Annotated in this window: 25 protein-coding genes and 1 pseudogene; 11 read left to right on the forward strand and 15 right to left on the reverse strand. The window is 65.3% G+C overall.

Annotation, left to right across the window (positions count from 1 at the left end; all coding sequences use genetic code 11):
* Window positions 1-65: 65 nt before the first annotated feature.
* The 3 genes from OEJ37_RS11710 to denD all read left to right on the forward strand — a co-directional run bounded on the left by OEJ37_RS11710 (window position 66) and on the right by denD (window position 3,529).
* The gene (locus OEJ37_RS11710) at window positions 66-1,391 is read left to right on the forward strand and encodes an MFS transporter (RefSeq protein ID WP_174419423.1); all 1,326 of its coding nucleotides are present in this window, start codon (window positions 66-68) and stop codon (window positions 1,389-1,391) included.
* A 76-nt stretch (window positions 1,392-1,467) separates the two neighbouring features.
* Window positions 1,468-2,250 carry a 2-oxo-tetronate isomerase gene (gene otnI, locus OEJ37_RS11715; protein ID WP_263344369.1) on the forward strand — a complete coding sequence of 261 codons (783 nt, stop codon included), beginning with the start codon at window positions 1,468-1,470 and terminating at the stop codon, window positions 2,248-2,250.
* A gap of 307 nt (window positions 2,251-2,557) precedes the next feature.
* A complete protein-coding gene (gene denD / locus OEJ37_RS11720; RefSeq protein ID WP_174419421.1) occupies window positions 2,558-3,529 on the forward strand; it encodes a D-erythronate dehydrogenase in 972 nt (323 codons plus the stop codon).
* Between the two features lie 63 nt (window positions 3,530-3,592).
* Here denD and OEJ37_RS11725 read toward each other — a convergent pair whose 3' ends face one another.
* Genes OEJ37_RS11725 through OEJ37_RS11735 form a run of 3 tightly spaced genes read right to left on the reverse strand, consistent with a single transcriptional unit; the run spans window position 3,593 to window position 6,249 of the window.
* Entirely contained in the window at window positions 3,593-4,681 is a 1,089-nt protein-coding gene (locus OEJ37_RS11725; protein WP_263344370.1) for a lysylphosphatidylglycerol synthase domain-containing protein, read from the reverse strand.
* The gene (gene hpnI, locus OEJ37_RS11730; protein WP_175918567.1) at window positions 4,678-5,847 is read right to left on the reverse strand and encodes a bacteriohopanetetrol glucosamine biosynthesis glycosyltransferase HpnI; all 1,170 of its coding nucleotides are present in this window, start codon (window positions 5,845-5,847) and stop codon (window positions 4,678-4,680) included. Before hpnI ends, OEJ37_RS11725 begins: the two co-directional genes overlap by 4 nt.
* A gap of 51 nt (window positions 5,848-5,898) precedes the next feature.
* Window positions 5,899-6,249, reverse strand: a complete 351-nt coding sequence (locus OEJ37_RS11735; protein ID WP_174419418.1) for a hypothetical protein — start codon at window positions 6,247-6,249, stop codon at window positions 5,899-5,901.
* 277 nt (window positions 6,250-6,526) lie between these two features.
* Between OEJ37_RS11735 and OEJ37_RS11740 the strand changes: the two genes are divergently transcribed.
* From OEJ37_RS11740 to OEJ37_RS11750, 3 genes are all read left to right on the forward strand, one after another.
* On the forward strand, window positions 6,527-7,186 hold the full coding sequence (locus OEJ37_RS11740) for a response regulator (RefSeq protein ID WP_152856519.1): 660 nt from the start codon (window positions 6,527-6,529) through the stop codon (window positions 7,184-7,186).
* Window positions 7,183-8,646: an ATP-binding protein gene (locus OEJ37_RS11745; RefSeq protein WP_263344371.1), complete on the forward strand. Its 1,464-nt coding sequence runs from the start codon at window positions 7,183-7,185 to the stop codon at window positions 8,644-8,646. Before OEJ37_RS11740 ends, OEJ37_RS11745 begins: the two co-directional genes overlap by 4 nt.
* A 69-nt stretch (window positions 8,647-8,715) precedes the next feature.
* Entirely contained in the window at window positions 8,716-9,243 is a 528-nt protein-coding gene (locus tag OEJ37_RS11750) for a cytochrome b (RefSeq protein ID WP_174419415.1), read from the forward strand.
* Between the two features lie 272 nt (window positions 9,244-9,515).
* Here OEJ37_RS11750 and OEJ37_RS11755 read toward each other — a convergent pair whose 3' ends face one another.
* Entirely contained in the window at window positions 9,516-9,791 is a 276-nt protein-coding gene (locus OEJ37_RS11755; protein ID WP_263344372.1) for a DUF4148 domain-containing protein, read from the reverse strand.
* A 71-nt stretch (window positions 9,792-9,862) separates the two neighbouring features.
* Window positions 9,863-10,207: a DUF4148 domain-containing protein gene (locus OEJ37_RS11760; protein ID WP_174419413.1), complete on the reverse strand. Its 345-nt coding sequence runs from the start codon at window positions 10,205-10,207 to the stop codon at window positions 9,863-9,865.
* Between the two features lie 242 nt (window positions 10,208-10,449).
* On the opposite strand from OEJ37_RS11760, the gene OEJ37_RS11765 reads away from it, so the two are divergent.
* On the forward strand, window positions 10,450-11,139 hold the full coding sequence (locus OEJ37_RS11765; RefSeq protein ID WP_263344374.1) for an aspartyl/asparaginyl beta-hydroxylase domain-containing protein: 690 nt from the start codon (window positions 10,450-10,452) through the stop codon (window positions 11,137-11,139).
* An 18-nt stretch (window positions 11,140-11,157) separates the two neighbouring features.
* On the opposite strand, the gene OEJ37_RS11770 is transcribed toward OEJ37_RS11765, so the two are convergent.
* Window positions 11,158-12,099: a LysR substrate-binding domain-containing protein gene (locus OEJ37_RS11770; protein WP_263344375.1), complete on the reverse strand. Its 942-nt coding sequence runs from the start codon at window positions 12,097-12,099 to the stop codon at window positions 11,158-11,160.
* Between the two features lie 76 nt (window positions 12,100-12,175).
* Here OEJ37_RS11770 and OEJ37_RS11775 point away from each other — a divergent pair, with 76 nt between their 5' ends.
* The 3 genes from OEJ37_RS11775 (at window position 12,176) to OEJ37_RS11785 (ending at window position 14,213) form a co-directional block, all read left to right on the forward strand.
* Window positions 12,176-12,574, forward strand: a complete 399-nt coding sequence (locus OEJ37_RS11775; protein ID WP_174419410.1) for a nuclear transport factor 2 family protein — start codon at window positions 12,176-12,178, stop codon at window positions 12,572-12,574.
* 138 nt (window positions 12,575-12,712) lie between these two features.
* A complete protein-coding gene (locus OEJ37_RS11780; protein WP_174419409.1) occupies window positions 12,713-12,982 on the forward strand; it encodes a MoaD/ThiS family protein in 270 nt (89 codons plus the stop codon).
* A gap of 82 nt (window positions 12,983-13,064) precedes the next feature.
* Window positions 13,065-14,213 carry a WD40/YVTN/BNR-like repeat-containing protein gene (locus OEJ37_RS11785; protein WP_263344377.1) on the forward strand — a complete coding sequence of 383 codons (1,149 nt, stop codon included), beginning with the start codon at window positions 13,065-13,067 and terminating at the stop codon, window positions 14,211-14,213.
* A 45-nt stretch (window positions 14,214-14,258) separates the two neighbouring features.
* Here OEJ37_RS11785 and OEJ37_RS11790 read toward each other — a convergent pair whose 3' ends face one another.
* Window positions 14,259-15,233: a LysR substrate-binding domain-containing protein gene (locus tag OEJ37_RS11790; RefSeq protein WP_263344378.1), complete on the reverse strand. Its 975-nt coding sequence runs from the start codon at window positions 15,231-15,233 to the stop codon at window positions 14,259-14,261.
* 147 nt (window positions 15,234-15,380) lie between these two features.
* Here OEJ37_RS11790 and OEJ37_RS11795 point away from each other — a divergent pair, with 147 nt between their 5' ends.
* A complete protein-coding gene (locus tag OEJ37_RS11795; RefSeq protein WP_263344380.1) occupies window positions 15,381-15,806 on the forward strand; it encodes a PACE efflux transporter in 426 nt (141 codons plus the stop codon).
* A 69-nt stretch (window positions 15,807-15,875) separates the two neighbouring features.
* Here OEJ37_RS11795 and OEJ37_RS11800 read toward each other — a convergent pair whose 3' ends face one another.
* The 8 genes and pseudogenes from OEJ37_RS11800 to OEJ37_RS11835 form a co-directional block, all read right to left on the reverse strand.
* Window positions 15,876-16,328 (reverse strand): OmpA family protein, encoded by a 453-nt coding sequence (locus OEJ37_RS11800; RefSeq protein ID WP_175918573.1) that lies wholly within the window; start codon window positions 16,326-16,328, stop codon window positions 15,876-15,878.
* Window positions 16,288-16,947: a M35 family metallo-endopeptidase gene (locus OEJ37_RS11805; protein ID WP_175918574.1), complete on the reverse strand. Its 660-nt coding sequence runs from the start codon at window positions 16,945-16,947 to the stop codon at window positions 16,288-16,290. Before OEJ37_RS11805 ends, OEJ37_RS11800 begins: the two co-directional genes overlap by 41 nt.
* On the reverse strand, window positions 16,937-17,497 hold the full coding sequence (locus OEJ37_RS11810) for a hypothetical protein (protein ID WP_175918575.1): 561 nt from the start codon (window positions 17,495-17,497) through the stop codon (window positions 16,937-16,939). The genes OEJ37_RS11805 and OEJ37_RS11810 overlap by 11 nt, the downstream gene beginning before the upstream one ends.
* Complete coding sequence (locus tag OEJ37_RS11815; RefSeq protein ID WP_174419403.1) at window positions 17,494-17,862, reverse strand: hypothetical protein; 369 nt, start codon at window positions 17,860-17,862, stop codon at window positions 17,494-17,496. Before OEJ37_RS11815 ends, OEJ37_RS11810 begins: the two co-directional genes overlap by 4 nt.
* 339 nt (window positions 17,863-18,201) lie before the next feature.
* Entirely contained in the window at window positions 18,202-19,149 is a 948-nt protein-coding gene (locus OEJ37_RS11820; protein WP_174419402.1) for a choline ABC transporter substrate-binding protein, read from the reverse strand.
* 103 nt (window positions 19,150-19,252) lie between these two features.
* Window positions 19,253-20,251 (reverse strand): GlxA family transcriptional regulator, encoded by a 999-nt coding sequence (locus tag OEJ37_RS11825; protein ID WP_174419401.1) that lies wholly within the window; start codon window positions 20,249-20,251, stop codon window positions 19,253-19,255.
* A 109-nt stretch (window positions 20,252-20,360) separates the two neighbouring features.
* Window positions 20,361-21,257, reverse strand: coding sequence for a choline ABC transporter permease subunit (choW, locus tag OEJ37_RS11830; RefSeq protein ID WP_174419400.1), 897 nt, complete (start codon window positions 21,255-21,257; stop codon window positions 20,361-20,363).
* A pseudogene (locus tag OEJ37_RS11835) lies at window positions 21,250-22,707 on the reverse strand (quaternary amine ABC transporter ATP-binding protein); the annotation flags it as partial. The gene choW and the pseudogene OEJ37_RS11835, both read right to left, overlap by 8 nt.
* Window positions 22,708-22,719 lie beyond the last annotated feature (12 nt).

The raw sequence follows: 22,719 nt of genomic DNA on the forward strand, positions 1-22,719 counted from the left end.
CAGCACACACAAACGATCCGGCGGCGTACGCGCCGCCGGCACACGACATCCCTGGAGACACGACGATGACTGCTCTCGACGCGGCCGCAAGCCGCTCGCCCGCCGCGCCCGCTCATTCCGCGGAACTCGACCGCACCTACAAGAAAGTGTTCTGGCGCATCGTGCCGTTCCTGATGCTCTGCTACGTGGTCGCGTATCTCGACCGCGTGAACGTCGGCTTCGCGAAGCTGCAGATGTCGCAGGATCTCGCGTTCAGCGAAACCGTGTTCGGGCTCGGCGCGGGCATCTTCTTCCTCGGCTACTTTCTGTTCGAACTGCCGAGCAACCTGCTGATGCACCGCCTCGGCGCGCGCATCTGGATCGCGCGGATCATGATCACGTGGGGCCTGCTGTCCGCGCTGTTCGCGTTCGTGAAGACGCCGACGCAGTTCTACGTGCTGCGCTTCCTGCTCGGCCTCGCGGAAGCCGGCTTCTACCCCGGCGTGATCCTGTACCTCACGTACTGGTTCCCGTCGCACCGCCGCGCGAAGATCATCGCGGTGTTCATGTCCGCGATTCCCGTATCGGGCATCTTCGGCAATCCGCTGTCGGGCTGGATCATGGAGCGCTTCCACGGCGGCTCGGGTTTCCACGGCTGGCAATGGATGTTCATGATCGAAGCCGTGCCGGCCGTGCTCATCGGCATCGCGACGATCCTGTATCTCGACAACAGCATCCGCGGCGCGAAGTGGCTCGACGAGCGCGAGAAGCAGCTCCTCGAGGACGAAATCGCCGCGCAGCCGCAGGAGCAGCAGCAGCACGGCCATTCGCTGAAAGCCGTGTTCTCGGACCCGCGCATGTGGTGGATGTCGCTGATCTACTTCGCGTTCGTCACGGGCCAGTACGGCCTCACGTTCTGGATGCCGACGCTCGTGAAATCGACCGGCATCACCGATACGCTCCAGATCGGCCTGCTGTCCGCGATCCCGTTCGTCGTCGCGATCGTCGTGATGAACCTGTTCGGCCACAGCGCGGACAAGCGCCGCGAACGCCGCTGGCACCTGATCGTGCCCGCGCTGATGGGCGCGGTCGGGTTTGCGGTCGCCGCGTCGTACTCGCACAATACGGTGGTGTCGATCGTGTTCCTGTCGCTCGCGGCGGGCGGCGTGCTGACCTGCGCACCGCTGTTCTGGTCGCTGCCGACCGCGTTCCTCGCGGGCTCCGCGGCCGCGGCCGGGATCGCGATCATCAACTCGGTCGGCAACCTCGCCGGTTTCGCGAGCCCGTACGTGATCGGCTACCTGAAGGACGCCACGCACAGCACGTCGTCCGGCATGTACGTGCTGGCGGCGATGCTCGTGATCGGCGCGATCGCCGTGTGGCTCACGCCAGCGAAACTCGTGAACCGCTGAGTTGCCGAGCCGCTGAGCCGCCTTTCGACGCGGGGCGCGGTACGCCCCGCCCCATTCATTCACAGGACCCGCTGCCATGCCACGCTTCGCCGCCAACCTCTCGATGATGTACAACGAGCACGCGTTCCTCGAACGCTTCGCCGCTGCCGCCTACGACGGCTTCAAGGCCGTCGAGTACCTGTTCCCGTACGACTTCGCCGCCGAGGACATCCGCGCGCGCCTCGACTCGCACAACCTCGAACAGGCGCTGTTCAACGCGCCGCCGGGCGATTGGACCGCGGGCGAACGCGGCATCGCGTCGCTGCCGGGCCGCGAGGACGAATTCCGCCGCGGCATCGACCAGGCGCTCGACTATGCGCGCGTGCTCGGCAACAAGAAGCTGCACGTGATGGCCGGCATGGTCGCGCCGGGCGCCGACCGCGCACGCCATCGCGACACCTACCTGTCGAACCTGCGGCATGCGGCGCAGGCCGCCGCCGCGCGCGGCGTCACGATCCTGATCGAGCCGATCAACCAGCGCGACATGCCCGGCTATTTCCTGAGCCGCCAGGACGACGCGCACGCGATCTGCGCGGAAGTCGGCGCGCCGAACCTGAAGGTGCAGTTCGACTGCTACCACTGCCAGATCGTCGAAGGCGATCTCGCGATGAAGCTCAAGCGCGATTTCGCGGGCATCGGCCACATCCAGATCGCGGGCGTGCCCGAGCGCCACGAGCCGGATCTCGGCGAACTCAACTACCCGTACCTGTTCGAGCTGATCGACGCGCTCGGCTACGACGGCTGGATCGGCTGCGAATACCGCCCGAAGGCCGGCACGTCGGCCGGCCTCGGCTGGCTTAGGGCCTATTCCCGCCAATAACGGGCTTGCGCTGGCCGCCAGAAGGGCCGAGCGCAAGGATTGCGACGAAGCGAATACTCGACGTATTCGCAAGGAGCATGACGCAGCGATCGGCCCTTCTGGCGGCCAGCCCCACGAATGATTTTTTTAGTCAGGGGAACGTGCCTTTCCGGCCGTATTGCGGCGTCGCGCGTCGCTTGTTTGGCTCGCCAAACCGCGCGACACGCTTCTTGCACTACAGCCGGAAAGGCACGTTCGCAAGCCCGTTATTGGCGGGAATAGGCCCTGACCGTACCTGTAATCCAGTATTCCCACAAGGATAAGGAACATGAAAGTACTGATCACCGGCGGCGCCGGCTTTCTCGGCCAGCGTCTCGCGCGCAAGCTGCTCGAACGCGGCGAACTGAGCGGCCCCGACGGGCGGACCAGCAAGATCGACGAGCTGGTGCTGCTCGACGTCGTCAAGGGCAGCGATTTCGGCGATGCGCGCGTGACGGCGATCGTCGGCGACATCGCCGATCGCGCGGTGCTCGAAAGCGCGATCGACACGCAGACCGGCGCGATCTTCCACCTCGCGGCGATCGTCAGCGGGCAGGCCGAAGCCGATTTCGATCTCGGCATGCGGATCAACCTCGACGCATCGCGCACGCTGCTCGAAGTGTGCCGCGCACGCGGGCACCAGCCGCGCGTCGTGTTCACGAGCTCCGTCGCGGTCTACGGCGGCGCGCTGCCCGACGTCGTGCAGGACGACACCGCGCTGAACCCGCAATCGTCGTACGGCGCCGAGAAGGCGATCGCCGAACTGCTGCTGTGCGACTACGCGCGGCGCGGCTTCGTCGACGGCCGCGTGCTGCGGCTGCCGACCATCAGCGTGCGGCCCGGCCGCCCGAACGCGGCTGCTTCGTCGTTCGCGAGCGGCATCATCCGCGAGCCGCTGAACGGCGAGGAAAGCGTGTGCCCGGTGCCGGGTTCGACGCGGCTGTGGCTGCTGTCGCCGCGCGGTGCGATCGAAGCGCTCGTCGCGGGCTGCGAGATCGACAGCGCGAAGCTCGGCAACAAGCGCGTGATCAACCTGCCCGGCCTGTCGGTGTCGGTCGACGAGATGATCGAAGCGCTGCGCGAAGTCGCGGGAGACGAAGTCGTGAAACTGATCCGCCATGCGCCCGACGAGCGGGTCGAGAAGATCGTCGGCAGTTGGCCGGGCCGCTGGGACACGACGCGCGCGGAAGCGCTCGGGTTGAAGGGCGACACGTCGTTCGCGGACGTGATCCGCAGCCATATCGCCGACGAACGGCGCTGATTCACGCGCCGCGTCGGCACATGCGTGCCCGCTCCGGCACGCACGCAGCGTCGTCGGGCCGCGTCAGCGCGGCCTGGCGGATTCCCCGATGCCGAGCGACGCGCGCTTCGCGCCGCCCTGCCGGCTCGCGGAACCGACCGCCCACTGCCATGCCAGCAAGCCCGGCAGATAGAACAGCAGATCGCGCACGCGGCGGGCGCCGGCCAGCGCGAGACAGGTCGGCGCGTCGAACCCGAGCAGCCCGCCGATCAGCACGAACCCGCCCTCCTGCACGCCCAAACCGCCCGGCATCATGAACGCGATGCTGCTCACGAGCTGGATCAGTGCCTCGATCGCGAGCGCCTGCGCAAAGGTCGGATCGGCGCCGAGGAAGTAAAGCGCGAGCCAGATTTCCAGCGCATAACCCGCAAACTGCAGCGTCTGCCAGATCCCCAGATAGCGCACGACGATGCCGGTCTTTCTCCAGATCATCCGGATCGACTGATCGGTGCGTGCCGATTCGCCGACCAGCGCAACCACCTTGCCGCTCGTGACCCGGTTGATCACGCGCATCGCGCGCTCGAACGGCCGCGCATGCTGCACCAGCGCGAACAGCAGCAACACCGGTACCAGCGCCGCCATGCCGATGGCGAGGTGCGCGGCCACCTGCGCGGCGTCGGACGACACGTGTTCGAGCACATAACCGATCGCGATCAGCGCGAATATCAACTGACTGATCAGCGTGAGCTGCATGTCGGCGACGAGGCTGGCCACGACGGTCGCCGGCCGCACGCCCGCCTGCCGCAGCAGCCCGAACGACACGATCTCGCCGCCGATCCGCGCGACCGGCAACAGCCCGTTGATCGATTCGCGGATCCACACGAGCTTCAGCATCGCCACGAACGACGGGCGGCGCGGGCCGCGGATCAGCATTCGCCAGTCCCACGCATTCGCGAGCATCGGCAGGATGTGGGCCAGCGCGGCGACGAGCAGCCCTGCGCCGGCGATCCGCAACCGATGCAGGATTTCCAGCGGATGCTCGCGCCAGATCAGCCACACCGCGAGCGCCAGCCCGGCCAGCGCCGCCGCGCGCGCCGCATACCGGAGCCGCGCGTCGTGACGCGCGGACACGCGGTCCGCGTCGGCGTTGGCAGTATTCGTGTCCGTCGTCATGATTCACCCGCCGGCGACAGCAAGCCTTCCCGGTCGACGCGAAAGCGCGTGCCGCGCCAGACGACGTGCGACGAGAAGAAGCTCGACACGAAGACCAGGAACTGCAGGAGATCGACGAACGGCAGCCAGAGGGCGCCGCGCAGGCCGGCGCCGGTCGCCCGGCTCGCTTTCAGCATCAGCAGCGCCCGCGCGGCGAGCGCCGCGACCGTCAGCCAGCAGGCGGCGAGCGTACCGCCGGAGAACAGCACGGCCAGCAGCGCGAGCGGCACCGGGTGCATCAGCACCGAGCCGGCGTGGCCGAGCCGGTCCGCCGCGCGGATCGTGCAACTCCAGCGCAATTCGTGCGCGTACAGCTTGGCGAACGTCTCTTCGACACAGGCATGCCCGACGACGAACGGCGGAATGACGACCTGCGCGCCCACTTGCCGCACCGCTTCGCCGAGCGCGTGATCCTCGGCCAGGTGATGCGCGAAACGCGCGAGCCCGCCGATGCGTTCGAGCGTCGCGCGCGTGATCGCAATCGTCTGTCCAAAGCATGGCCGTGCACGCCCGATGAAAAGCCCGGTAATCACGCCGGGCAGGAAATGGTAATTCGTCATCGCGACGGCGACACCGGGCCAGAAGCCCGGCGACGCGACACCGCGATACACGCTCGTCACGATACCAACTTCCGGCTGCTGCAGCGCGCCGACAACCGCACGCAGATAATCGCGCTCGACCAGCACGTCGCTGTCGGCGAGACAGAGCACCGAATGCTCCGCATGTTCGAGCATGTTGACGAGATTCGCGATCTTGCGGTTCGGCCCGTACAGCCGCGCATCGGCGACGACCTTGATGTTCGCGTCCGGATAGCGCGCACGCAGCGTCTCGACGGCCGCGAGCGCCGCGTCGCCCGCATCGTGCACGCCGAACAGGTGCTGTACCGGCCCCGGATAATTCTGCACGAAGTAGCTTTCGAGATGCTGTACGAGATCCCATTCGTCGCCGTGCAGCGGCTTCGCGACCGTGACGCCCGGGAAATCGCGCGGCTCCGCCGCCGGCCGGGAAAAGAACCTGCCGACCAGCACGCTGGCCGTGACCGTGTACGCAATCCCCAGCAACGCGCCCAGCCCGCAGACGATCGACAATGCCCCGGCCAGCGCGTGCAGCACATGCAGCAAAACCATGCTTCTCCCCAGTGGTGACCCGTACGACCGCAACCGGCCGCGCACGCGGGCTCACCCGTGCACGCTGCCGTATCGATTCCCGTTGAGCCGGATGTGAAGGACGACCCACCGACGATACGCGCAATCAGATGACACAACTACCGTGCGGCGATCGATTCCGGTCACGCGCACGTATCCGCACGCGACTGCGGCCCTGAACGCCGCATCGGCAAGCTTGCGGGCCGAAAGGATCGCGGTCGCGACCGCGACGACGGTCCAGACGCGAAATGTCATCGTTGTGAAAAACGCTTCGGGTATGCGCAATGCAAGCAGTGAAACCAGCACGAAACACTGAATGAACATGCCGGCCAGCGCGGCGATCAGCAGGTGGGCGCGCCATCGCTCGATCGTCGAGGGTGCCATGAAGAATGAACCTCCGTGCGGACGACCCGGATCGATCTGAAATCAAACTGAAGGGTCGCGGATTCGTGGGCCGGTGCGTTCGGTCCGTGCCGGACGCGGCAAACCCGGGTCGGGGTCAGGGGGAGAAATGTCGTGGCCGATAGTAGCGGGAATGCCGGCGGCAAACCTTAAGCGTTCTTCAGAATCGGGCGATGTTTGAGATCGCTCAACTACAATCGGTTGCCTGGCACGCACAGTCGGGCTCGTACAATCGCAGACACCTGCACGCGAATCGACCATGCGACTCCTCCTTGTTGAAGACGACGATCTGATCGGCAGCGGCCTCGAGGTCAGCCTGAGCCAAGCCGGCTATCACGTCGACTGGCTGCGCGACGGACACGCCGCCGCCGCGGCCCTCGCGACGACGCGCTTCGCGCTCGTCGTGCTCGATCTCGGCCTGCCCGGCATATCGGGAACGGAACTGCTGCGGGCGTTGCGCGATGCGGGCGATACGGTGCCGGTACTGGTGCTGACCGCGCGCGGCACCGTGGCCGACCGCGTGCGCGGCCTCGACGACGGCGCGGACGACTATCTCGCGAAACCGTTCGAACTGTCCGAGGTGCTCGCCCGCTGTCGCGCGCTCGTGCGCCGCTCGCAGGGCCGCGCGGGCGACGAGATCGTATGGCGCGACATCACGATCGACCTGACCACCCACACGGTGACACGCGATGCGTCGCGCGTCGCGCTCACCGCGCGCGAATGGACCATCCTGGTTCAGCTCGTCAGCCACCCGGGCACGCCCCAATCGCGCGCGCGCCTCGAAGACGGCCTGTATGGCTGGCAGGAAGGCATCGAAAGCAATGCGATCGAGGTCCATATTTCGAACCTGCGCAAGAAGCTCGGCGCGGAATTGATCCGCACCGTCCGCGGCATCGGCTACGTCGTCGACCCGCCATGATCTCGCGCTCGATACGCCGCCGCGTGTCGGCGATGGCGCTCGGCTGCGTCATCGTCGTGTGGATCGTCGCCGTGTTCGGCAGCTTCCGGCACGCCACGCGCGAGATCGGCGAATGGGAGGACGCGCGCCTCGCCGAGTACGCGTCGCTGCTCGTCGGTCTCTCGCCGGCCGAACTCGCCCGCCTCGCCCGCTTTCCGCCCGACGCGCGCGTCGAACTCGCGCTCGGCGAATCGAGAGCGGGCCCCGACAACGACGGCGATCGCCTGCCGCGCGACATGCTGTTCGAGGTGCGCGACGCGCAGGACCACGTCATCGCATCGAACCTGCCGGCCGACGCCGCCGGCCTGCCCGATGCACGCGAACCGCGCGGCGCCCCGCGGACGATCGTCATCGGCGGCGCGCAATGGCGCACGCACACGCTGCGCGACAACGCGTCGGGGCGTTGGATACGCGTGATGGAAACGCTCAACACGCGCAGCGACCTGGCGACCGGCATCGCACGCGGCATCGTCTTGCCGCTGATCGTCGCGCTCCCGGTGCTGGCGCTCCTCCTCTGGTATCTGATCGGGCGCAGTCTCGCGCCGTTGAAGACGCTGTCGACGCTGATCGGCGCGCGCGATGCACGATCGCTCGAACCGCTCGGCATCGCCACCGTGCCGGAGGAAGTGCGCACGCTGGTCGACGCGATCGACCGCCTGCTGGCGAGGCTGCGGCAATCGATCGTGCGCGAGCGCGCATTCACGTCCGACGCGGCGCACGAACTCAAGACGCCGCTGGCCGCGATCAAGGTTCAGGCCCAGGTGGCGATCGCGACCGACGATCCGGCGCGCCAGCAGCTTGCGATGCAGCGCGTCGTGCAAGGCGTCGACCGCAGTGCGCGCCTCGCCGAACAGTTGCTGCTGCTCGCGCGGCTCGACGAATACGAACGCATACCGACGCGCGCCGTCGTCGTCCGCGAACTCGTCGACGCCGCGGTCGATCGCCATCTGGGAAAGGCAGCGGACAAGGCAATCGAGATCGTGACCGGCGACACATCCGAACGCGCGATCGAGGCCGATCCGATCCTGATCGGCATCCTGCTCGACAATCTCGTCGACAACGCCGTCAAGTACGGCCGCCGCGGTGGCCGCATCGAACTCGGCGTGCACGACGATGGCACGCTGCAACGCATCGTCGTGCGCGACGACGGGCCAGGCGTCGCTCCCGGCGAGCACGAACGGCTCGGCGATCGCTTCTATCGCGGCAGCGGCACACAATCGCCCGGCAGCGGGCTCGGGCTGTCAATCGTCACACGAATCGCGCAATACTTCGGCGGCACCGTGCAGTTCGAGCCTGGCATCGGCGGCCTGGGTCTCGGCGTCGTCGTCGCGCTGCCGTCGGCGAACACGACCGGATCGATGCCGCGCACTGCGCCGGCGGACGAACACGACGATCGATCGCACGCGATGCCGGGTGCTTAACGTTTCGTTAAGGATTCGCCCGTAGAATTCGCCGATATCTATGATTCCCGCCATTCGTCAGGAGTTTTCATGCCCACGCCCACCCGATATGACGCAGTTGCACGCTTTCTTCACTGGCTGATCGTGGCGCTGGTCGTCGCGCAGTACGCGATCGGCTGGACGATGCCCGACGTGCATCGCGATACGCAACCGATCGGCCTGATCGCCGCGCACTTGATCGTGGGTACCGCGTTGCTCGCAGCGATGGCTTGCCGCGTGCTGTGGCGCGCGACGCATCGCCCGCCGGCGAGCGACCTGTCGCCCGCGACGCGCGCGCTGTCCGGCGTAACGCATTTCGCGCTCTACGCACTGCTGGTCGCGGTGCCGCTGCTCGGCTGGATCAACGCATCGTCGCGCGCATGGGCCGTGACGCTGGTCGGTGTCATCCCGTTGCCGGCGCTGTCGGCGGCCGGCTCCGGATTCGGTCACGCGATGGGCGACGTGCACGGCATCCTCGCATGGGTGCTGTTCGCCGGCATTTGCCTGCACGTGGCAGCCGCGCTGGCGCACCGCTTCGTGCTGCGCGATCAGATCGTTCAGCGCATGATGCCGTGGTGATCGCCTCGCCCCTGTTTCGGCGCACCATCCCATTGCCGACATGAACCGGGGCGCTCCGGCTCGCCCAGTCGTCTGCATTCCTGTTCATCTTGCGATCGACCTGGCCACCCATCGGGACCGGTTGGCGAGATGATCGCGACGCCGCGCGAAGCGGCGTGCGATGAGCGGCATTGCTGCCGACGCCCTTCGGCCACGTCGAGCGGCGCGCACGGCACGCGGATTGCCGTACCGCGAACACGACGGCCACAAGCTACACGCGTACATATCGACACCTAGTTGCTGATCTGAGCCGGCATACCGGGGGCCGGCGCATGCGTGGTGGCGGCCGCTTTCCTGGCCCGATCCTGCTCGGCGAGCTTCGCTTCCGCGGCCTGGATGTCCGCCGGATACTCGCCGTCGTCTCCCTTCGCCGGGTCGTACCCGGCCGCTTCCAGGCGCATCAGCTCGTCGCGAACCTGCGCGCGCGTCAGCGGTTCGGCCGATTGCGCAAAGGCCGACTGACCGACGATCGCCCCGATCATAGTCAGTACTGCGATATATGTTTTCATCATGAACTCCTTCAATGTTCCATATAGATCAACCGTTGTGAATACCTGACCTGCGAACGCAGGCGGTCGAATCAGCTTCCGAAATAGATCGTGCAGAAGCTCGCGGGGCCGACGCACGCGGCCGGGCGCTGGCGCGGCGACATCGCCGCCGGCTTGCCGGCTTCGGATGAAACGGCCGGATCGCTGCCGACCGCCGTGCTGGACTGACGCTGCGGCATCTGTTCCGCCTGCCGCTGGAAGAGCGGGCTCACGTCCGGATACGACGTATCGGTCACGAAGCGCAGCCCGTTGTTTTCGGCGTCGATCAGTTCCTGCCTCACCTGTGCTCGCGTGAGCGCCTGTGCCGATGCTTGCGTCGCGACACCCGCGAGAGAAATTGCCGCCACGGTGGCAGCCACCAGCCAATGCTTGTTCATGTTCCACTCCTCAAGAAGTCAACGAGACGATGTGCTACACCCGTATGACGACGGAGGGGGTTCGTTTATTCCCGCGCGTTGCGGCTCGGGCCGTTTGTGTTTTCCTGCTTTCCGGGCCGCTTGCGTCGGCCGGTCATCGAACTGTCATTCTTTCGTCAGCCGGCGTAACCTGACGTAACGCAGCGCCCGTCGCGCTTCGGGCAGACTGACGCCACCTCATACGGATCGCCCATCGATCGACCATGTCCGCCGCTTACGACTATGCAGCCGGCCTGCTCCGCACGCTGTACGACCGCCATATCGACGGCGGCGCGGTGCTCGATACGGCCGCGTTCCCGGATGCCGAGCGTTTCGTGCGCGCATGGCCTGCCATCCGCGCGGAAGCGCTTGCGGTAGCGCGCGACATGCCGCGCATCCCGCGCTTCCACGAGATCATGCGTGAGCAGTACGACATCTCGGCCAACGATGCGCGCGACTGGCGGATGTTCATCATGCAGGCGTACGGCCAGCCGTTCCCGCGCAACCTGTCGCGCTGCCCGACCGTCGCGTCGGTCGTCGCGGCGTCGCCGGACGTGCTGTCCGCATCGTTGTCGTTCCTCGCGCCGGGCAAGCACATTCCGCCGCATCGCGGGCCGTTTCGCGGCATCCTGCGCGGCTATCTCGTGCTGTCGATGCCGAAGCGCGCGGACGGCGCGCCGGCCGCCGTGCTGAAAGTGGATGGCCGCGAATACCGACTCGACGAGGGCCGCTTCCTGCTGTGGGACGACACGTTCGTGCACGAGGCGTGGAACGACAGCGATGAAGTGCGGATCGTGCTGCTGCTCGATATCCGCCGGCGCGGGATGCCGCGCTTGCTCACGTGGCTGTCGAATGCGGTGATCGGGGTCGTGCGGCTCGGGATTCGGGTGCGGGGGCGGTCGATTCCGGTTTAGCGAACCGCACGATCGCAATCAACCCTCACGTGCGAGACGCGTCAGAACCTCTGCGAGCGCTTGAATCGCGGGTTGCGCGGCGCGCTGCACCGGATAGACGAGGTAATAGCCGAGACCGTTGCGCACCACATCGGGAAACGGTGCGACCAGCGTTCCGGCTTCCAGCCGATCCGCCGCCATGCGCGGATCGCCGATCGCGACGCCGTGCGCCTGGGCAGCCGCCGTCAATGTCAGCTCGAGCGTATCGAATACGAGGCCGGTGCCCGGGTCGATCCGCGTCGCGCCGACGGCATCCAGCCAGCATCGCCATTCGTCGCGATTGCGCGCGGGATGCAGCAGCGTCACGTGCGCGAGATCGGCGATCGACTTCAGCGATGCACCGGTCTCGCGCGTGCACATCGGCGTGAGGCACTCGTCGAACAGCGGAATCGCCGCCATTCCCGCCCAGCTTCCGGTGCCGCGCACGACGATTGCATCGAAATCGGCGCCGGCGAAATCGGGCGTGTCGTCCGCCGACGTGTGTATACGCAGCTCGGTCCGCGGCAACGCATGATTGAGCGCCGAAAGCCGCGGCAACAGCCAGCGAATCGCGAACGTGGAAGGCAAACGCACCGTGAGGGTCGACCTGCCGTGCGCATGGGCGTGCGCGTGCCGCGCGAGTTGCGTGAGTACGTCGACGGCTACCGTGAGCAACGCGCCGCCCTCCATGGTCAGCGTCAACCCCGACGGACGGCGCACGAACAACGCACATCGGTAGTGCGCTTCCAGTTGTTGCACCTGCCGGCTCACGGCGCCCTGGGTCCGGCACAAATGCTCGGCTGCCCGGTTGAAGCTGCCGAGTTCGGCGGCGGCGACAAAGGCCTGGAACGCGGTCAGCGGCGGCAGCGCACGCGTGAGGTCCGCCAGCGGATATGCGCGGGCTGCATACCCGGGTTGCGGATTTTTCGTTTGTTCGGTCATCGCTGCATCGCTATCGTGGTTGAGCCGATCGCACTCGCGGTCGCAGATGGCTCTCGACAATCAGCGGAGAAATACCATGGTCTCGTCGTCCGACGCACTATACACGCGGCAGGTCGATACCTACCTGAAAACGCTCGAACGCGGCGATGTCGCCGCGATCTGTGCGCTGTTCACGCCCGATGCGCGGATATTCTCGCCGTTTCTCGGCTGGATGGCGCCGCGGCCCTTCTTCGACAAGGTCGCGGCGGCATCCGGACCGAGCCGCATCACGCCGATCGACATCTGCGTCAGCGCGACCGGCGCACGTCGGGCCACCGGCTATTTCGTCTACGACTGGGCGCTGAAGGACGGCTCCGCGGTGCAATTCGAGTGCGTCGACGTGTTCGAATTCGACGACGACGCGCGCATCGAGCGCATGATCATCGTCTACGATACGCATCCGATCCGCAGCACGGTCGGCGACAAGTACGCGTAAGCGCAGACGTGCCGACACGTATCGATACGCACCGCCGTTTGCTGCACCGCAATGCCGCAATCCGCGAAACGGATCGCCTACACTACAGAATCGACGATGCCGCCCACGCCCCGCACGGCTCGCTTCCGGTTACTCGCCATGGCTCATCTCTTCTTCGCCGCGTCGATTCAGCGGCATATCGAAACGCCCGAACGCGACGTCGATGCGCGTTCGGTCGGCGAAGCGTTCGAAACCGTCTTCAGCGAGCAGCCGCGACTGCGCGGCTACATCGTCGACGACCAGGGCGCGCTGCGAAAGCATCTCGCCGTGTTTATCGACGGCCGGCCGATACGCGACCGCGAACATCTGTCGGATGCGCTCGGCGACGCGAGCCGCGTATATGTCGTGCAGGCGTTGTCGGGCGGCTGAGGGTCGTACCCGCCAGTGAACAATGTACGGAACCCGGGACAAGCGCCGAAGCGCCGACGCGGGTCGACAGGAGACACTCGACATGAACGACCGATTGCTTGTCGCCACCCGCAAGGGCCTGTTCGTTCTTCATTCCGACAAGAACGGCGGCTGGACGCTCGGCGAACCGCATTTCGTCGGCGAACCGGTCAGCATGGTACTCGCCGATCCACGCGACGGAACGCAGTACGCCGCACTCAACCTCGGTCATTTCGGCGTAAAGCTGCACCGCAGGCGAGCGGGCGCGACCGACTGGGAAGAATGCGCAGTCCCCGTTTATCCGCCGCAGCCTGCCGACGAATCGCCCGCCGGGTCTGGCGCACCAGCGGGCACGGGCGACGCGGACGACGAGCCCCCCGCCCCGCCGCAGCCGCCCTGGACGCTTCAGCAGATCTGGTCGCTCGAAGCCGGCGGCACCGACGAGCCGGGCGTACTGTGGGCCGGCACGATACCCGGCGGGCTGTTCCGCTCCGACGATTACGGCGACTCGTGGGTGCTCAACCGCCCGCTGTGGGATCGCCCGGAACGCGCCGAATGGGGCGGCGGCGGGTACGACGCGCCGGGCATCCATTCGGTGATGGTCGATCCGCGCGACAGCCGGCACGTGACGGTCGGCATCTCGTGCGGCGGCGTCTGGCAGACCGTCGACGGCGGCGCGACCTGGCGCGTGACCGCCGACGGCATGGAAGCCGACTACATGCCGCCCGAGCGGCGCGGCGAGCCGAACGTGCAGGACCCGCACCGCGTCGTGCAGTGCACGGCCAACCCGGACGTGCTGTGGACGCAGCATCACTGCGCGATCTTCCGTTCGACCGACGGCGCCGAGCACTGGCGGCGCATCGAGGCGCAGCCCTCGAGCTTCGGCTTCGCGGTCGCCGTGCATCCGGACGAACCGGACACGGCGTGGTTCGTGCCGGCCGTGAAGGATGCCTGCCGGATTCCGGTGAACGGCCGGTTCGTCGTCACGCGCACACGTGACGGCGGCCGCAGTTTCGAGAGTCTGTCGAACGGGTTGCCGGCCGCGCCCGCGTACGACCTCGTGTACCGGCACGGGCTCGCGGTGGACGATTCCGGCACGCGCCTCGCGATGGCATCGACCACCGGCGGGTTATGGACCTCCGGCGACGGCGGTGAAAACTGGCAGATGGTGTCGGCGCATTTGCCGCCGGTGTATTGCGTCAGGTTCGGGTGACGGAGGGCGGCACGCAACCGAAGCCCGATACGTCCGGATTCCCGGTCACTCGCCGGAGCGCGCGTCGACAGGTACGTCGATAGGCGCATCGACGCGGCGCTCGCCCGGCGCGATCCGCGCCACCGCCGCACGCGTGTGCGCGATTTCCGCTTCGAGCCAGTCGAGAAACCGCCTGACCTGCGGCTCGCGTTCCCGCCCGGGCCGGCACAGTGCGACGAAGCGTGCGCCGTCGAGCCGCACCGACGGCTCGATCGGCATCAGCGCACCGCGCTCGACGTGCTCGGCCACCAGCACCGAACTCAACAACGCGACGCCCTGCCCGAGCAACACTGCCTGCAACGCGTATTGCTCGTCGTCGTAATGCCGGAACACAGCGCGTTCGAGCCACGCGTCGCGACTGGCCGCGCGACACCACGACGCCCAGTCGATCGACACCGGCAGCGGCGTATCCCACACGGTCTCGATCAAATCGAGAGGCTCGTCCGAACGATGCGCATCGAACCCGGCAGCCGCATACGCGCCGAAATACTCGTCGATCAGCGCGATCTCGTGCAGCGCCGGAAACGTGCGCGACGTCGCGCGGATCGCGAGATCGATTCGCGCGTCGCGTTCGAGATCGGCGAGCGCGTTGCCGGTTTCGACCTTGATGTTCAATTGCGGATCGACGCGGCGAAACCGACCGAGGCGCGGAATCAGCCACATCGAGGCGAACGCGGGCGTAGTCGTCAGCACGAGCGTCCGCTCGTCGGCCGCTTCGGGCCGCACCGCATCGAGCCCGCGGCTCAGCGCAAGCAATGCATCGTGACTCGCGCGAAACAGCCGCTCGCCCTCCGCCGTGAGCCGCACGCCGCTCGCGCCGCGCTCGAACAGCAGCACGCCGAGCCGGCTTTCGAGCGACTTGATCTGGTGCGACACGGCGGCCGGCGTCACGGACAGCTCGTCCGCGGCGGCCTTGAACGTGCCGAGCCGCGCCGACGACTCGAATACACGCAATGCGGTCAGGGGAATTTTCGAGAACACGGAGCCTCGCGGGCCGGATGCGGCCGGGTTGAATTCGATTCAATCGGGGTGAGATTAGGTGAATTGAAGCAGGCGTGCAACGCGAATAGCCTTGCGGGACGTCGCGGCACGGTGCCGCGGCGGTTGCCGTCGAACCGGAGAAACCACGTGCAAGGCCTACCGCGCAGAATCACGCAGGCGGTGCTCTACGAAGCGATCGCCATCTCCTGCATCTCGCCCGCGATCGCGGCGATCTTCAAGCAGAACCTCGTCTATTCGGGCGCGCTGTCGGCAACGATGTCGGCGATCGCGCTGCTGTGGAACATGATCTTCAACGCGCTGTTCGAGCGTTGGGAAGCGTCGCGCCGGCAGCCGGCGCGAACGCTCGGGCGACGCATCCTGCACGCCACCGGATTCGAAGGCGGGCTGATCTTCATGCTCGTGCCCGTCGTGTCGTGGTGGCTCGACATCTCGTGGTTCGACGCGTTCGTCGTCGATATCGGGCTGTTCGCGTTCTTCTTCTGCTACGCGTTCGTGTTCCAGTGGGCGTTCGATCGCGTGTTCGACGTGCCGGCGGCGACGAAGGGGTTGTGAGTCGGACGTCCGTCATTGCATGACGGCGGCCGGGATATGTCCTGACGCCGCCTCACTTCACGAGGTGCCTTACATATCGGCACAACAGTTTCCGGGGCAGCCAGGAAGCAACGTTATCTCAGCCCGCTTCGCATTTTCACTGTCTCGAATACTCAGGCGTTTATAGACATAACTATGAACAGCATAGCGCTCCTGTTTTAGCCCGAAATGCCGCAACAGACGATGAGCGGCTTCGGCACGTCTGGTAGACAATTCCTCAGGATCGGTTTCTGTAGGCTCGGCTACGCCGCTCACTGCTACTCCTTCGCGAATCGGAAATCTTGACAACATATCCGATACCCAGCCTCTCAGCTTCTCCGCTTGCTCCGCGCTCACCGACGCAGAATTATTCTCAAACATAAGGTCATAATTCTGTCCCGGCAAATTCTCGGATCCATCACAAGCAAACGAATTTGCTGACACACACAGGAAAATCACACCTTTAATCAAGCCATACAACGTATGCCGCAATACTGTCCGCATTTTTAATTGCCATCTCCGGGTTATCTTGCCCCCACTTCGGGAGAAATCGCGTGATTCCATATTTTGGATCGCCTGCTCCAAACGTATCCTTGAAATGAGTGCACTCGTGGATGATCGTCGACAACTTCGAGGTGGCTGCCCGACTTCGATCACGAATCGTACAAAATTCCTCGTGGATGCTTATCGTGTGCGTTGCCGTGTCGGGACCACATACGTGCGCAACAGTCCCGACATTCTTGTTGGTAGGCAAGCATCCAAGAGATCGATCAAGATCAGGATGAGCCCTCAGAAAATTCGCAGGGCCTAGTGACCGCATGACTGCAAGAGTAGCAGTCAGTCCGGTGATAAGGCGAAGACGAATCTCGTCGTCATTCGCGCCGAACCACGTCCACACACGCCTACGTTCGTTCTGCGACCACTCTGCCAGCCTTTTGAGCCGCTCCTCCACGAGGTCTGCCCCTTCGTCGCGAAGTTGCATCACCAGGTTTCTGAATTCTGCGTCGGTCATGGTCGGGCAGATGGGTGGGCCGTTGAGCGTCAGTAGAACTTTAAGCTTCGAACCTTGCGTAGTATTCGTCACCGCCGAATCGTGGACGCAAACATATTCGTTACAAGGCATCGTTATTGTTCTCCACTACCTCAAGCCTAAGTTTCTCGGCGCGACGTGTCGTTACACGTTGAGTGTTTCCTTCGAAATCCGTGACACCACTGAAGATCTGGCCTGATGTCGTATGTATGCGGTATCGAACACGCGCAAGCGGTCGACCACTTTGCTCATCGCACAAAACATACTGTTCGTCATGTTCGTCGTTAGTTGCCGAAGTCGAATGAGCATGATTTCGACCCAGCCCCACCGACACTCCGACCTGCTGATCACTGACGATCATGCGCATCCCCCGCTCGGCATAAAAAACCGGCGGCGGATTGCACCCGCAAACATTGATATCGCCGCTCAGCGCCCATGGCTGGCCATTCGTCGCTGTGCCAGGCAAACGTGGACCTTCCGGCGCGACATACCCTTCCTGCTCGCAAGCCGAGCAATAGGTCTTCATATAGAGTGTCGCGATATGCACTCGCGGCGGCGGATTGGAACAGGTGACAGTCGGCAGCCCTTCGATGATCGTCGCGCTGCCACCGCGATCCCCTTGTGCGAGAAAGTAGCGGATCATGCGACCTCGCGTCGGCGCATAGCGCCCGGTTGCTTCACCACCCTGAGCCAGCTACCCGACGCCAGCCTTTCTCGCTCCGGGACGTCGACGACGACATCACCGCTATCGAGTTCGATGCCGACAGACGCGAGCCGTTTGAAATCGCCGTAATCGGCCAAGTCAAAGCCACCGACGATCCAGGCTGCCGAGCCGTCCGCAATAGCAGCCGCCCTGCCATCTTCGTAAGCAACGACGTTGCTCGCGCAGGCGACTGCAGGCCCGGCAACCGTCAGCCCGCTGCTGGTTCGGGCGTTCCCCTTGCCTCTCTCGGTACGCGTGCCGATGGCGGCAGACAAATGAGTGGGTGATTTCTGCTCGTGCGGCATCCTGATTCCCCTTCGTGAGATTGGCGCGAATGATCAACACCAAAATGCGCGATCCGAAAGGGACTTTCAATCATACGAATTCGAAATTCGCATAACTAATTGTTATTATATTTCTTTATCTCAATTTCTTTAATCGTTCGCACGGGACACTGCCCGGGTCGACCTCCGGCAGTCAGCTATGCCGAAAGTCCGGTATTCGACCGGCTGCGAAAAACTCGTTGACACGCGCCGGACGAGCCTGAGGATCGCCCCCGAACACCGGGTATCTACCCTGTCGTTCGGGGGCATGCGACCAGCGTCAAACCTCAAACAAAAGTGGCTGAAGCCTGAATAACCCTCTCAATGCACGCCGAGATAAGCCTTCACCGCCGGCAGACCCGGCTTCCCGTCGAGGGTCGTCACGCCGGCCAGCCACTTGTCGAGCGCCTGCGGGTTCGCCTTCAGCCACTCGGCCGCCGCCTTGTTCGGTTCGACCTTGTTCATGATCGGCACCATCACGTGGTTCTCGATCGTCGTCGTGAACTGCAGGTTCGACACGAACTTCGCGACGTTCGGGCAGCGCTGCGAATAGTCGGGCGGCGTTGCCGTCAGCACCTTCGCTTCTCCGTAGTTCGGGCCGAACACGTCGTCGCCGCCGCTCAGGTAGTCGATCTTCATCTGCACGTTCATCGGATGCGGTTCCCAGCCGAGAAACACGATCCACTGCTTGTCGCGGATCGCGCGGTTCACCTCGACCAGCATCCCGGCCTCGCTCGACTCGACCATCTTGAACTTGCCGAGGCCGAACTGGTTGCCGTCGATCATCTTCTTGATCAGCAGGTTGCCGTCGTTGCCCGGCTCGATCCCGTAGATCTTGCCGTTCAGCTTGTCCGCGTACTTCTGGATGTCCGCGAACGACTTCAGGCCGCCCTGGTACACGTAGTCGGGCACCGCGAGCGTGTATTTCGCGCCGGTCAGGTTCGGCGTCGAGAGCACCTTGATCGAGCCGGCCTTCGTGAACGGCTGGATGATCGGGTCCATCGTCGGCGACCAGTAGCCGAGGAACACGTCGATCTGCTTGCTCTTGATCCCCGCGAACGTGATCGGCACCGATGCGATCGTCTTCGTCGGGCTGTAGCCGAGCCCCTGCAGCATCGTCGATGCGAGGCCCGTGGTCGCCGCGATGTCGGACCAGCCGACATCCGCGAAGCGCACGTTCTTGCACACGGGCGGATCGGCCGCATAAACGGCCGACATCGGCGCGGTTATCCCGATCCCGCACACCGCTGCGATCAATAGGCGCTTCATCTTTCTTCTCCTCAAAGTGATGTCGTTTGCATGAATGCGGGATCGTTTGTTGAAGCCGCGCGCCGCGATCCCGGCAACGTCGCGACTGGATGATTCTTGACGGTCAGCGCCCCGGCAACCTGCGCTCGTAGCTCGGCGCATGGCCGAACTGCGCGCGGTACGCCTTGCTGAAATGACACGGCGAATGAAACCCGCAGACCGTCGTCACGCGCGCGATCGATGCGTCGGTCGTGCGCAGCAGGTCGCGCGCGCGTTTCAGGCGCATCGTCAGGTAATAGTGGGTCGGCGACACGTTCAGGTACACCTTGAACATCCGCTGCAGATGCCGCTGCGACAGCCGCACGAGCCGCGCGAGCTCCTCCAGCGACAGCGGCTCCTCGATGTTCGCCTCCATCAGCCGCACCACCTCGATCAGCTCGGCGCGCGAGAAGCCGACGCGCGCATCGACAGGGATCGGCTGCGTATCGGTCGAGCTGCGGATGCGCTCCAGGATGAACTGCTCCGACACCTGCGCGGCAAGCTGCTGGCCGAACCGCATGCCGACGAGGTTCAGCATCAGGTCGAGCGGCGCGGTGCCGCCCGTGCAGGTCAGCCGGTCGCGGTCGACGACGAACAGCTCGTCGGCGAAGCCGACCTGCGGAAACTCGGAATGCAGCGCGGACAGGTTCTCCCAGTGCACGGTGCAGCGATAGCCGTCGAGCAGCCCGCTCGACATCAGCGCGTACGCGCCCGTGCAGATGCCGCCGAGCGGCAGCCCGCGTTCGGCGAGCGCCGCGAGCGTATCGCGCGCGCCTTCGTCGACCACGTCGCGAATGCGGATGCCGCCGCACACGATCATCACGTCGGGCAGGTTCGTGTAGTCGAGCGCCTGCGTGGGCCGCACCGCAATGCCGTTGCTGGCATGCGCGGGGGCGCCGTCGAGCGAGTAGATCGACCACTTGTAGTGATCGGCGCGCCCGACGTAGTTCGCCATCCGAAGCACTTCGACGGCGCTCGAAAACGCGATCATCGAGAAGTTCGGCAGCGTCAGGAAGCCGAAATGGGCGAGGGACGAAACCGGTGAAACGCAGGCGGCGGGCGCAACAGCGACGGCGGACGTCACATCGGTCTCCTGGCGAGGAGGTTGCAGGGGGCCAGCTCCGCGGCAAATGCCGCGAAAGCCGCTATCGATTCAGGGAAGGCGGCCGGAAGTCCGGCCGGCCGCCAGTCGGTCAGGCCTGTACGGGTGCGGTCTTCACACGAAAGAGCTGCTTGAGGCCCGAGAACAGCGGCGCCTTGACGGTGCCCGGCGCGCGGCCGAAGCTCTCGGTAATGCGGTCGAGAATGATCGCGAGCAGCACGACCGACAGACCGCTTTCGAAACCGAGGCCGATGTCGAGGCGCTGGATACTCGCGAGAACGTCGTTGCCGAGGCCACCCGCGCCGACCATCGACGCGATGATCACCATCGACAGCGCCATCATGATCGTCTGGTTCACGCCCTGCATGATCGACGGCAGCGCGTTCGGGAACTGCACCTTGTACAGCAGTTGCCACGGCGTGCAGCCGAATGCCTGGCCGGCTTCGACGATCTCGCGGTTCACGTGGCGGATACCGAGGCTCGTCAGGCGCACGGCAGGCGGCATCGCGAAGATCACCGTCGACAGGATCCCCGGCACGCGGCCGAGACCGAACAGCATCGCGGCCGGAATCAGGTAGACGAACGCCGGCATCGTCTGCATCAGGTCGAGGATCGGACGCACGGTCGCGGCGACCCACTTGCTCTTCGCAGCCCAGATACCGAGCGGGATGCCGAGCACGAGGCTGATGATCGTCGACGACAGCGTGAGGCCGAGCGTGATGACCGTCTGATCCCAGAAGCCCGTCGCGAAGATCAGGAGCAGCGACGCGGTGGTGAACAGCGCGAAACGCCAGCCCACCCGCCACAGCCCGACGCCGATGAAGATCGCCATCATCAGCCACATCGGGATCGCCTGCAGGCTGTGTTCGACGAATGCCGCGAGGCCCTCGATCGCTTGACCGATCGCGTCGAACGTCTTCGCGTCGTGGTCGAGCAGGTAATGAACGGACTGGTCGACCCAGGTACCGAGCGGAATCATTTCAGACATGGGAACCTCGCGAACGCGTGATGGCCTTCAGGATGAGCGCACGATCGACCGAGCCGCAGTAGCAGCCGTTGTCGTCGACGACGGGCAGTGCATTCGGGCTCGCGACCACGCGCGCGACGACATGTTCGAGCGACGCATCGAGCCGGATGCTCTCGATCGGCCGCACGGACGGCGTGTCCTGACCGATCGCATCGCGCGTGACGAAGCCGCGGATCTTGCGTTGGGCGTCGAGCACGAACGCGTATTCGGCACTGCCGTTCAGCGTCGCCGCGACGTTCGCGGCATCGCACTTCGACATGGTCGGCACGGCCCCCGTCTGCATCAGGTCGCCCGCAGTGAGGTAGCGGCTCGTGTCGATGCCGTCGAAGAACGCGCGCACGTAGTCGTCGGCCGGGTTCGCGATGATGTCCTGCGGCGTACCGACCTGCACGAGCCGGCCACCTTCCATGATCGCGATGCGGTTGCCGATGCGCAGTGCTTCCTCGAGATCGTGCGACACGAACATGATCGTGCGGCGCTGTTCCTTCTGGAGCTGCAGCAGCACGTCCTGCATTTCCCTGCGCTTCAGCGGGTCGAGCGCGGAGAACGCCTCGTCCATGATCATCAGCGACGGGTTCACGGCAAGCGCGCGTGCGAGGCCGACGCGTTGCTGCATGCCGCCCGACAGCTCGGACGGCAGCTTGTGCGAAAACGGCGCGAGGCCAACCTGCTCGAGCACCTCCATCGCGCGCCGTTCGCGTTCCTTCTTGCCGATGCCCGCGACCTCGAGGCCGAACGCGGCGTTCGACACCACGCTGCGATGCGGCATCAGCGCGAACGACTGGAACACCATGCTCATGTCCTTGCGGCGCAGCGCGGTGAGCGCCGAGCGGCGCGCCGACGCGACGTCGAGCCCGTCGATCATCACCTTGCCCGCGCTCGGGTCGACGAGCCGGTTCACGAGGCGGATCAGCGTGGATTTGCCGGAGCCGGACAGGCCCATCAGCACGAAAATTTCGCCTTCCTGCACATCGAAGGAGACGTTGTGCACGCCGACGACCTGGCCGGTGCGCTTGAGCACGTCATCCTTCGTCGCACCGGCGGCGAGCATGTCGAGCGCCTGCTGCGGGTTACTTCCAAATACCTTGCACAGACCTTCGACTACAACCTTGGGGGCATCCATCGAAACCTTCTCCTCGTGTAGCGGGGACTCACGCGAGTCATAGCGTGCCTACATAGTTGCTAGAAAAAACCCCGACCTGCCGACGAATTACGACAAACGCTTGCGCAAATACGACACGGCCTTCAGCCCCGCCAGGCGGGCCACGGCACGCGGCGACACCCGATTGCGGCGGCGCAATACGCGCGCGCCCAATAACGACGGGCATCGCACGCCGGCCTTGTGCGCAGCAGCGCGGCGCGAATCGCTTGGTTTTTTGCGCCAACTCGCAGCGGGCGCACGTCGTTTTGCGACAATTTCACG

This window comes from Burkholderia sp. BKH01 (genome assembly GCF_025685725.1).
Lineage (GTDB): Bacteria > Pseudomonadota > Gammaproteobacteria > Burkholderiales > Burkholderiaceae > Burkholderia > Burkholderia pyrrocinia_C.

Bases quoted from the DNA above. Each gene is read 5' to 3' on its own strand.
- OEJ37_RS11710 (WP_174419423.1), top strand. From the start codon at position 66: ATGACTGCTCTCGACGCGGCCGCAAGCCGCTCGCCCGCCGCGCCCGCT.
- otnI (WP_263344369.1), top strand. From the start codon at position 1,468: ATGCCACGCTTCGCCGCCAACCTCTCGATGATGTACAACGAGCACGCG.
- denD (WP_174419421.1), top strand. From the start codon at position 2,558: ATGAAAGTACTGATCACCGGCGGCGCCGGCTTTCTCGGCCAGCGTCTC.
- OEJ37_RS11725 (WP_263344370.1), bottom strand. From the start codon at position 4,681: ATGACGACGGACACGAATACTGCCAACGCCGACGCGGACCGCGTGTCC.
- hpnI (WP_175918567.1), bottom strand. From the start codon at position 5,847: ATGGTTTTGCTGCATGTGCTGCACGCGCTGGCCGGGGCATTGTCGATC.
- OEJ37_RS11735 (WP_174419418.1), bottom strand. From the start codon at position 6,249: ATGGCACCCTCGACGATCGAGCGATGGCGCGCCCACCTGCTGATCGCC.
- OEJ37_RS11740 (WP_152856519.1), top strand. From the start codon at position 6,527: ATGCGACTCCTCCTTGTTGAAGACGACGATCTGATCGGCAGCGGCCTC.
- OEJ37_RS11745 (WP_263344371.1), top strand. From the start codon at position 7,183: ATGATCTCGCGCTCGATACGCCGCCGCGTGTCGGCGATGGCGCTCGGC.
- OEJ37_RS11750 (WP_174419415.1), top strand. From the start codon at position 8,716: ATGCCCACGCCCACCCGATATGACGCAGTTGCACGCTTTCTTCACTGG.
- OEJ37_RS11755 (WP_263344372.1), bottom strand. From the start codon at position 9,791: ATGAAAACATATATCGCAGTACTGACTATGATCGGGGCGATCGTCGGT.
- OEJ37_RS11760 (WP_174419413.1), bottom strand. From the start codon at position 10,207: ATGAACAAGCATTGGCTGGTGGCTGCCACCGTGGCGGCAATTTCTCTC.
- OEJ37_RS11765 (WP_263344374.1), top strand. From the start codon at position 10,450: ATGTCCGCCGCTTACGACTATGCAGCCGGCCTGCTCCGCACGCTGTAC.
- OEJ37_RS11770 (WP_263344375.1), bottom strand. From the start codon at position 12,099: ATGACCGAACAAACGAAAAATCCGCAACCCGGGTATGCAGCCCGCGCA.
- OEJ37_RS11775 (WP_174419410.1), top strand. From the start codon at position 12,176: ATGGTCTCGTCGTCCGACGCACTATACACGCGGCAGGTCGATACCTAC.
- OEJ37_RS11780 (WP_174419409.1), top strand. From the start codon at position 12,713: ATGGCTCATCTCTTCTTCGCCGCGTCGATTCAGCGGCATATCGAAACG.
- OEJ37_RS11785 (WP_263344377.1), top strand. From the start codon at position 13,065: ATGAACGACCGATTGCTTGTCGCCACCCGCAAGGGCCTGTTCGTTCTT.
- OEJ37_RS11800 (WP_175918573.1), bottom strand. From the start codon at position 16,328: ATGCGGACAGTATTGCGGCATACGTTGTATGGCTTGATTAAAGGTGTG.
- OEJ37_RS11805 (WP_175918574.1), bottom strand. From the start codon at position 16,947: ATGCCTTGTAACGAATATGTTTGCGTCCACGATTCGGCGGTGACGAAT.
- OEJ37_RS11810 (WP_175918575.1), bottom strand. From the start codon at position 17,497: ATGATCCGCTACTTTCTCGCACAAGGGGATCGCGGTGGCAGCGCGACG.
- OEJ37_RS11815 (WP_174419403.1), bottom strand. From the start codon at position 17,862: ATGCCGCACGAGCAGAAATCACCCACTCATTTGTCTGCCGCCATCGGC.
- OEJ37_RS11820 (WP_174419402.1), bottom strand. From the start codon at position 19,149: ATGAAGCGCCTATTGATCGCAGCGGTGTGCGGGATCGGGATAACCGCG.
- choW (WP_174419400.1), bottom strand. From the start codon at position 21,257: ATGTCTGAAATGATTCCGCTCGGTACCTGGGTCGACCAGTCCGTTCAT.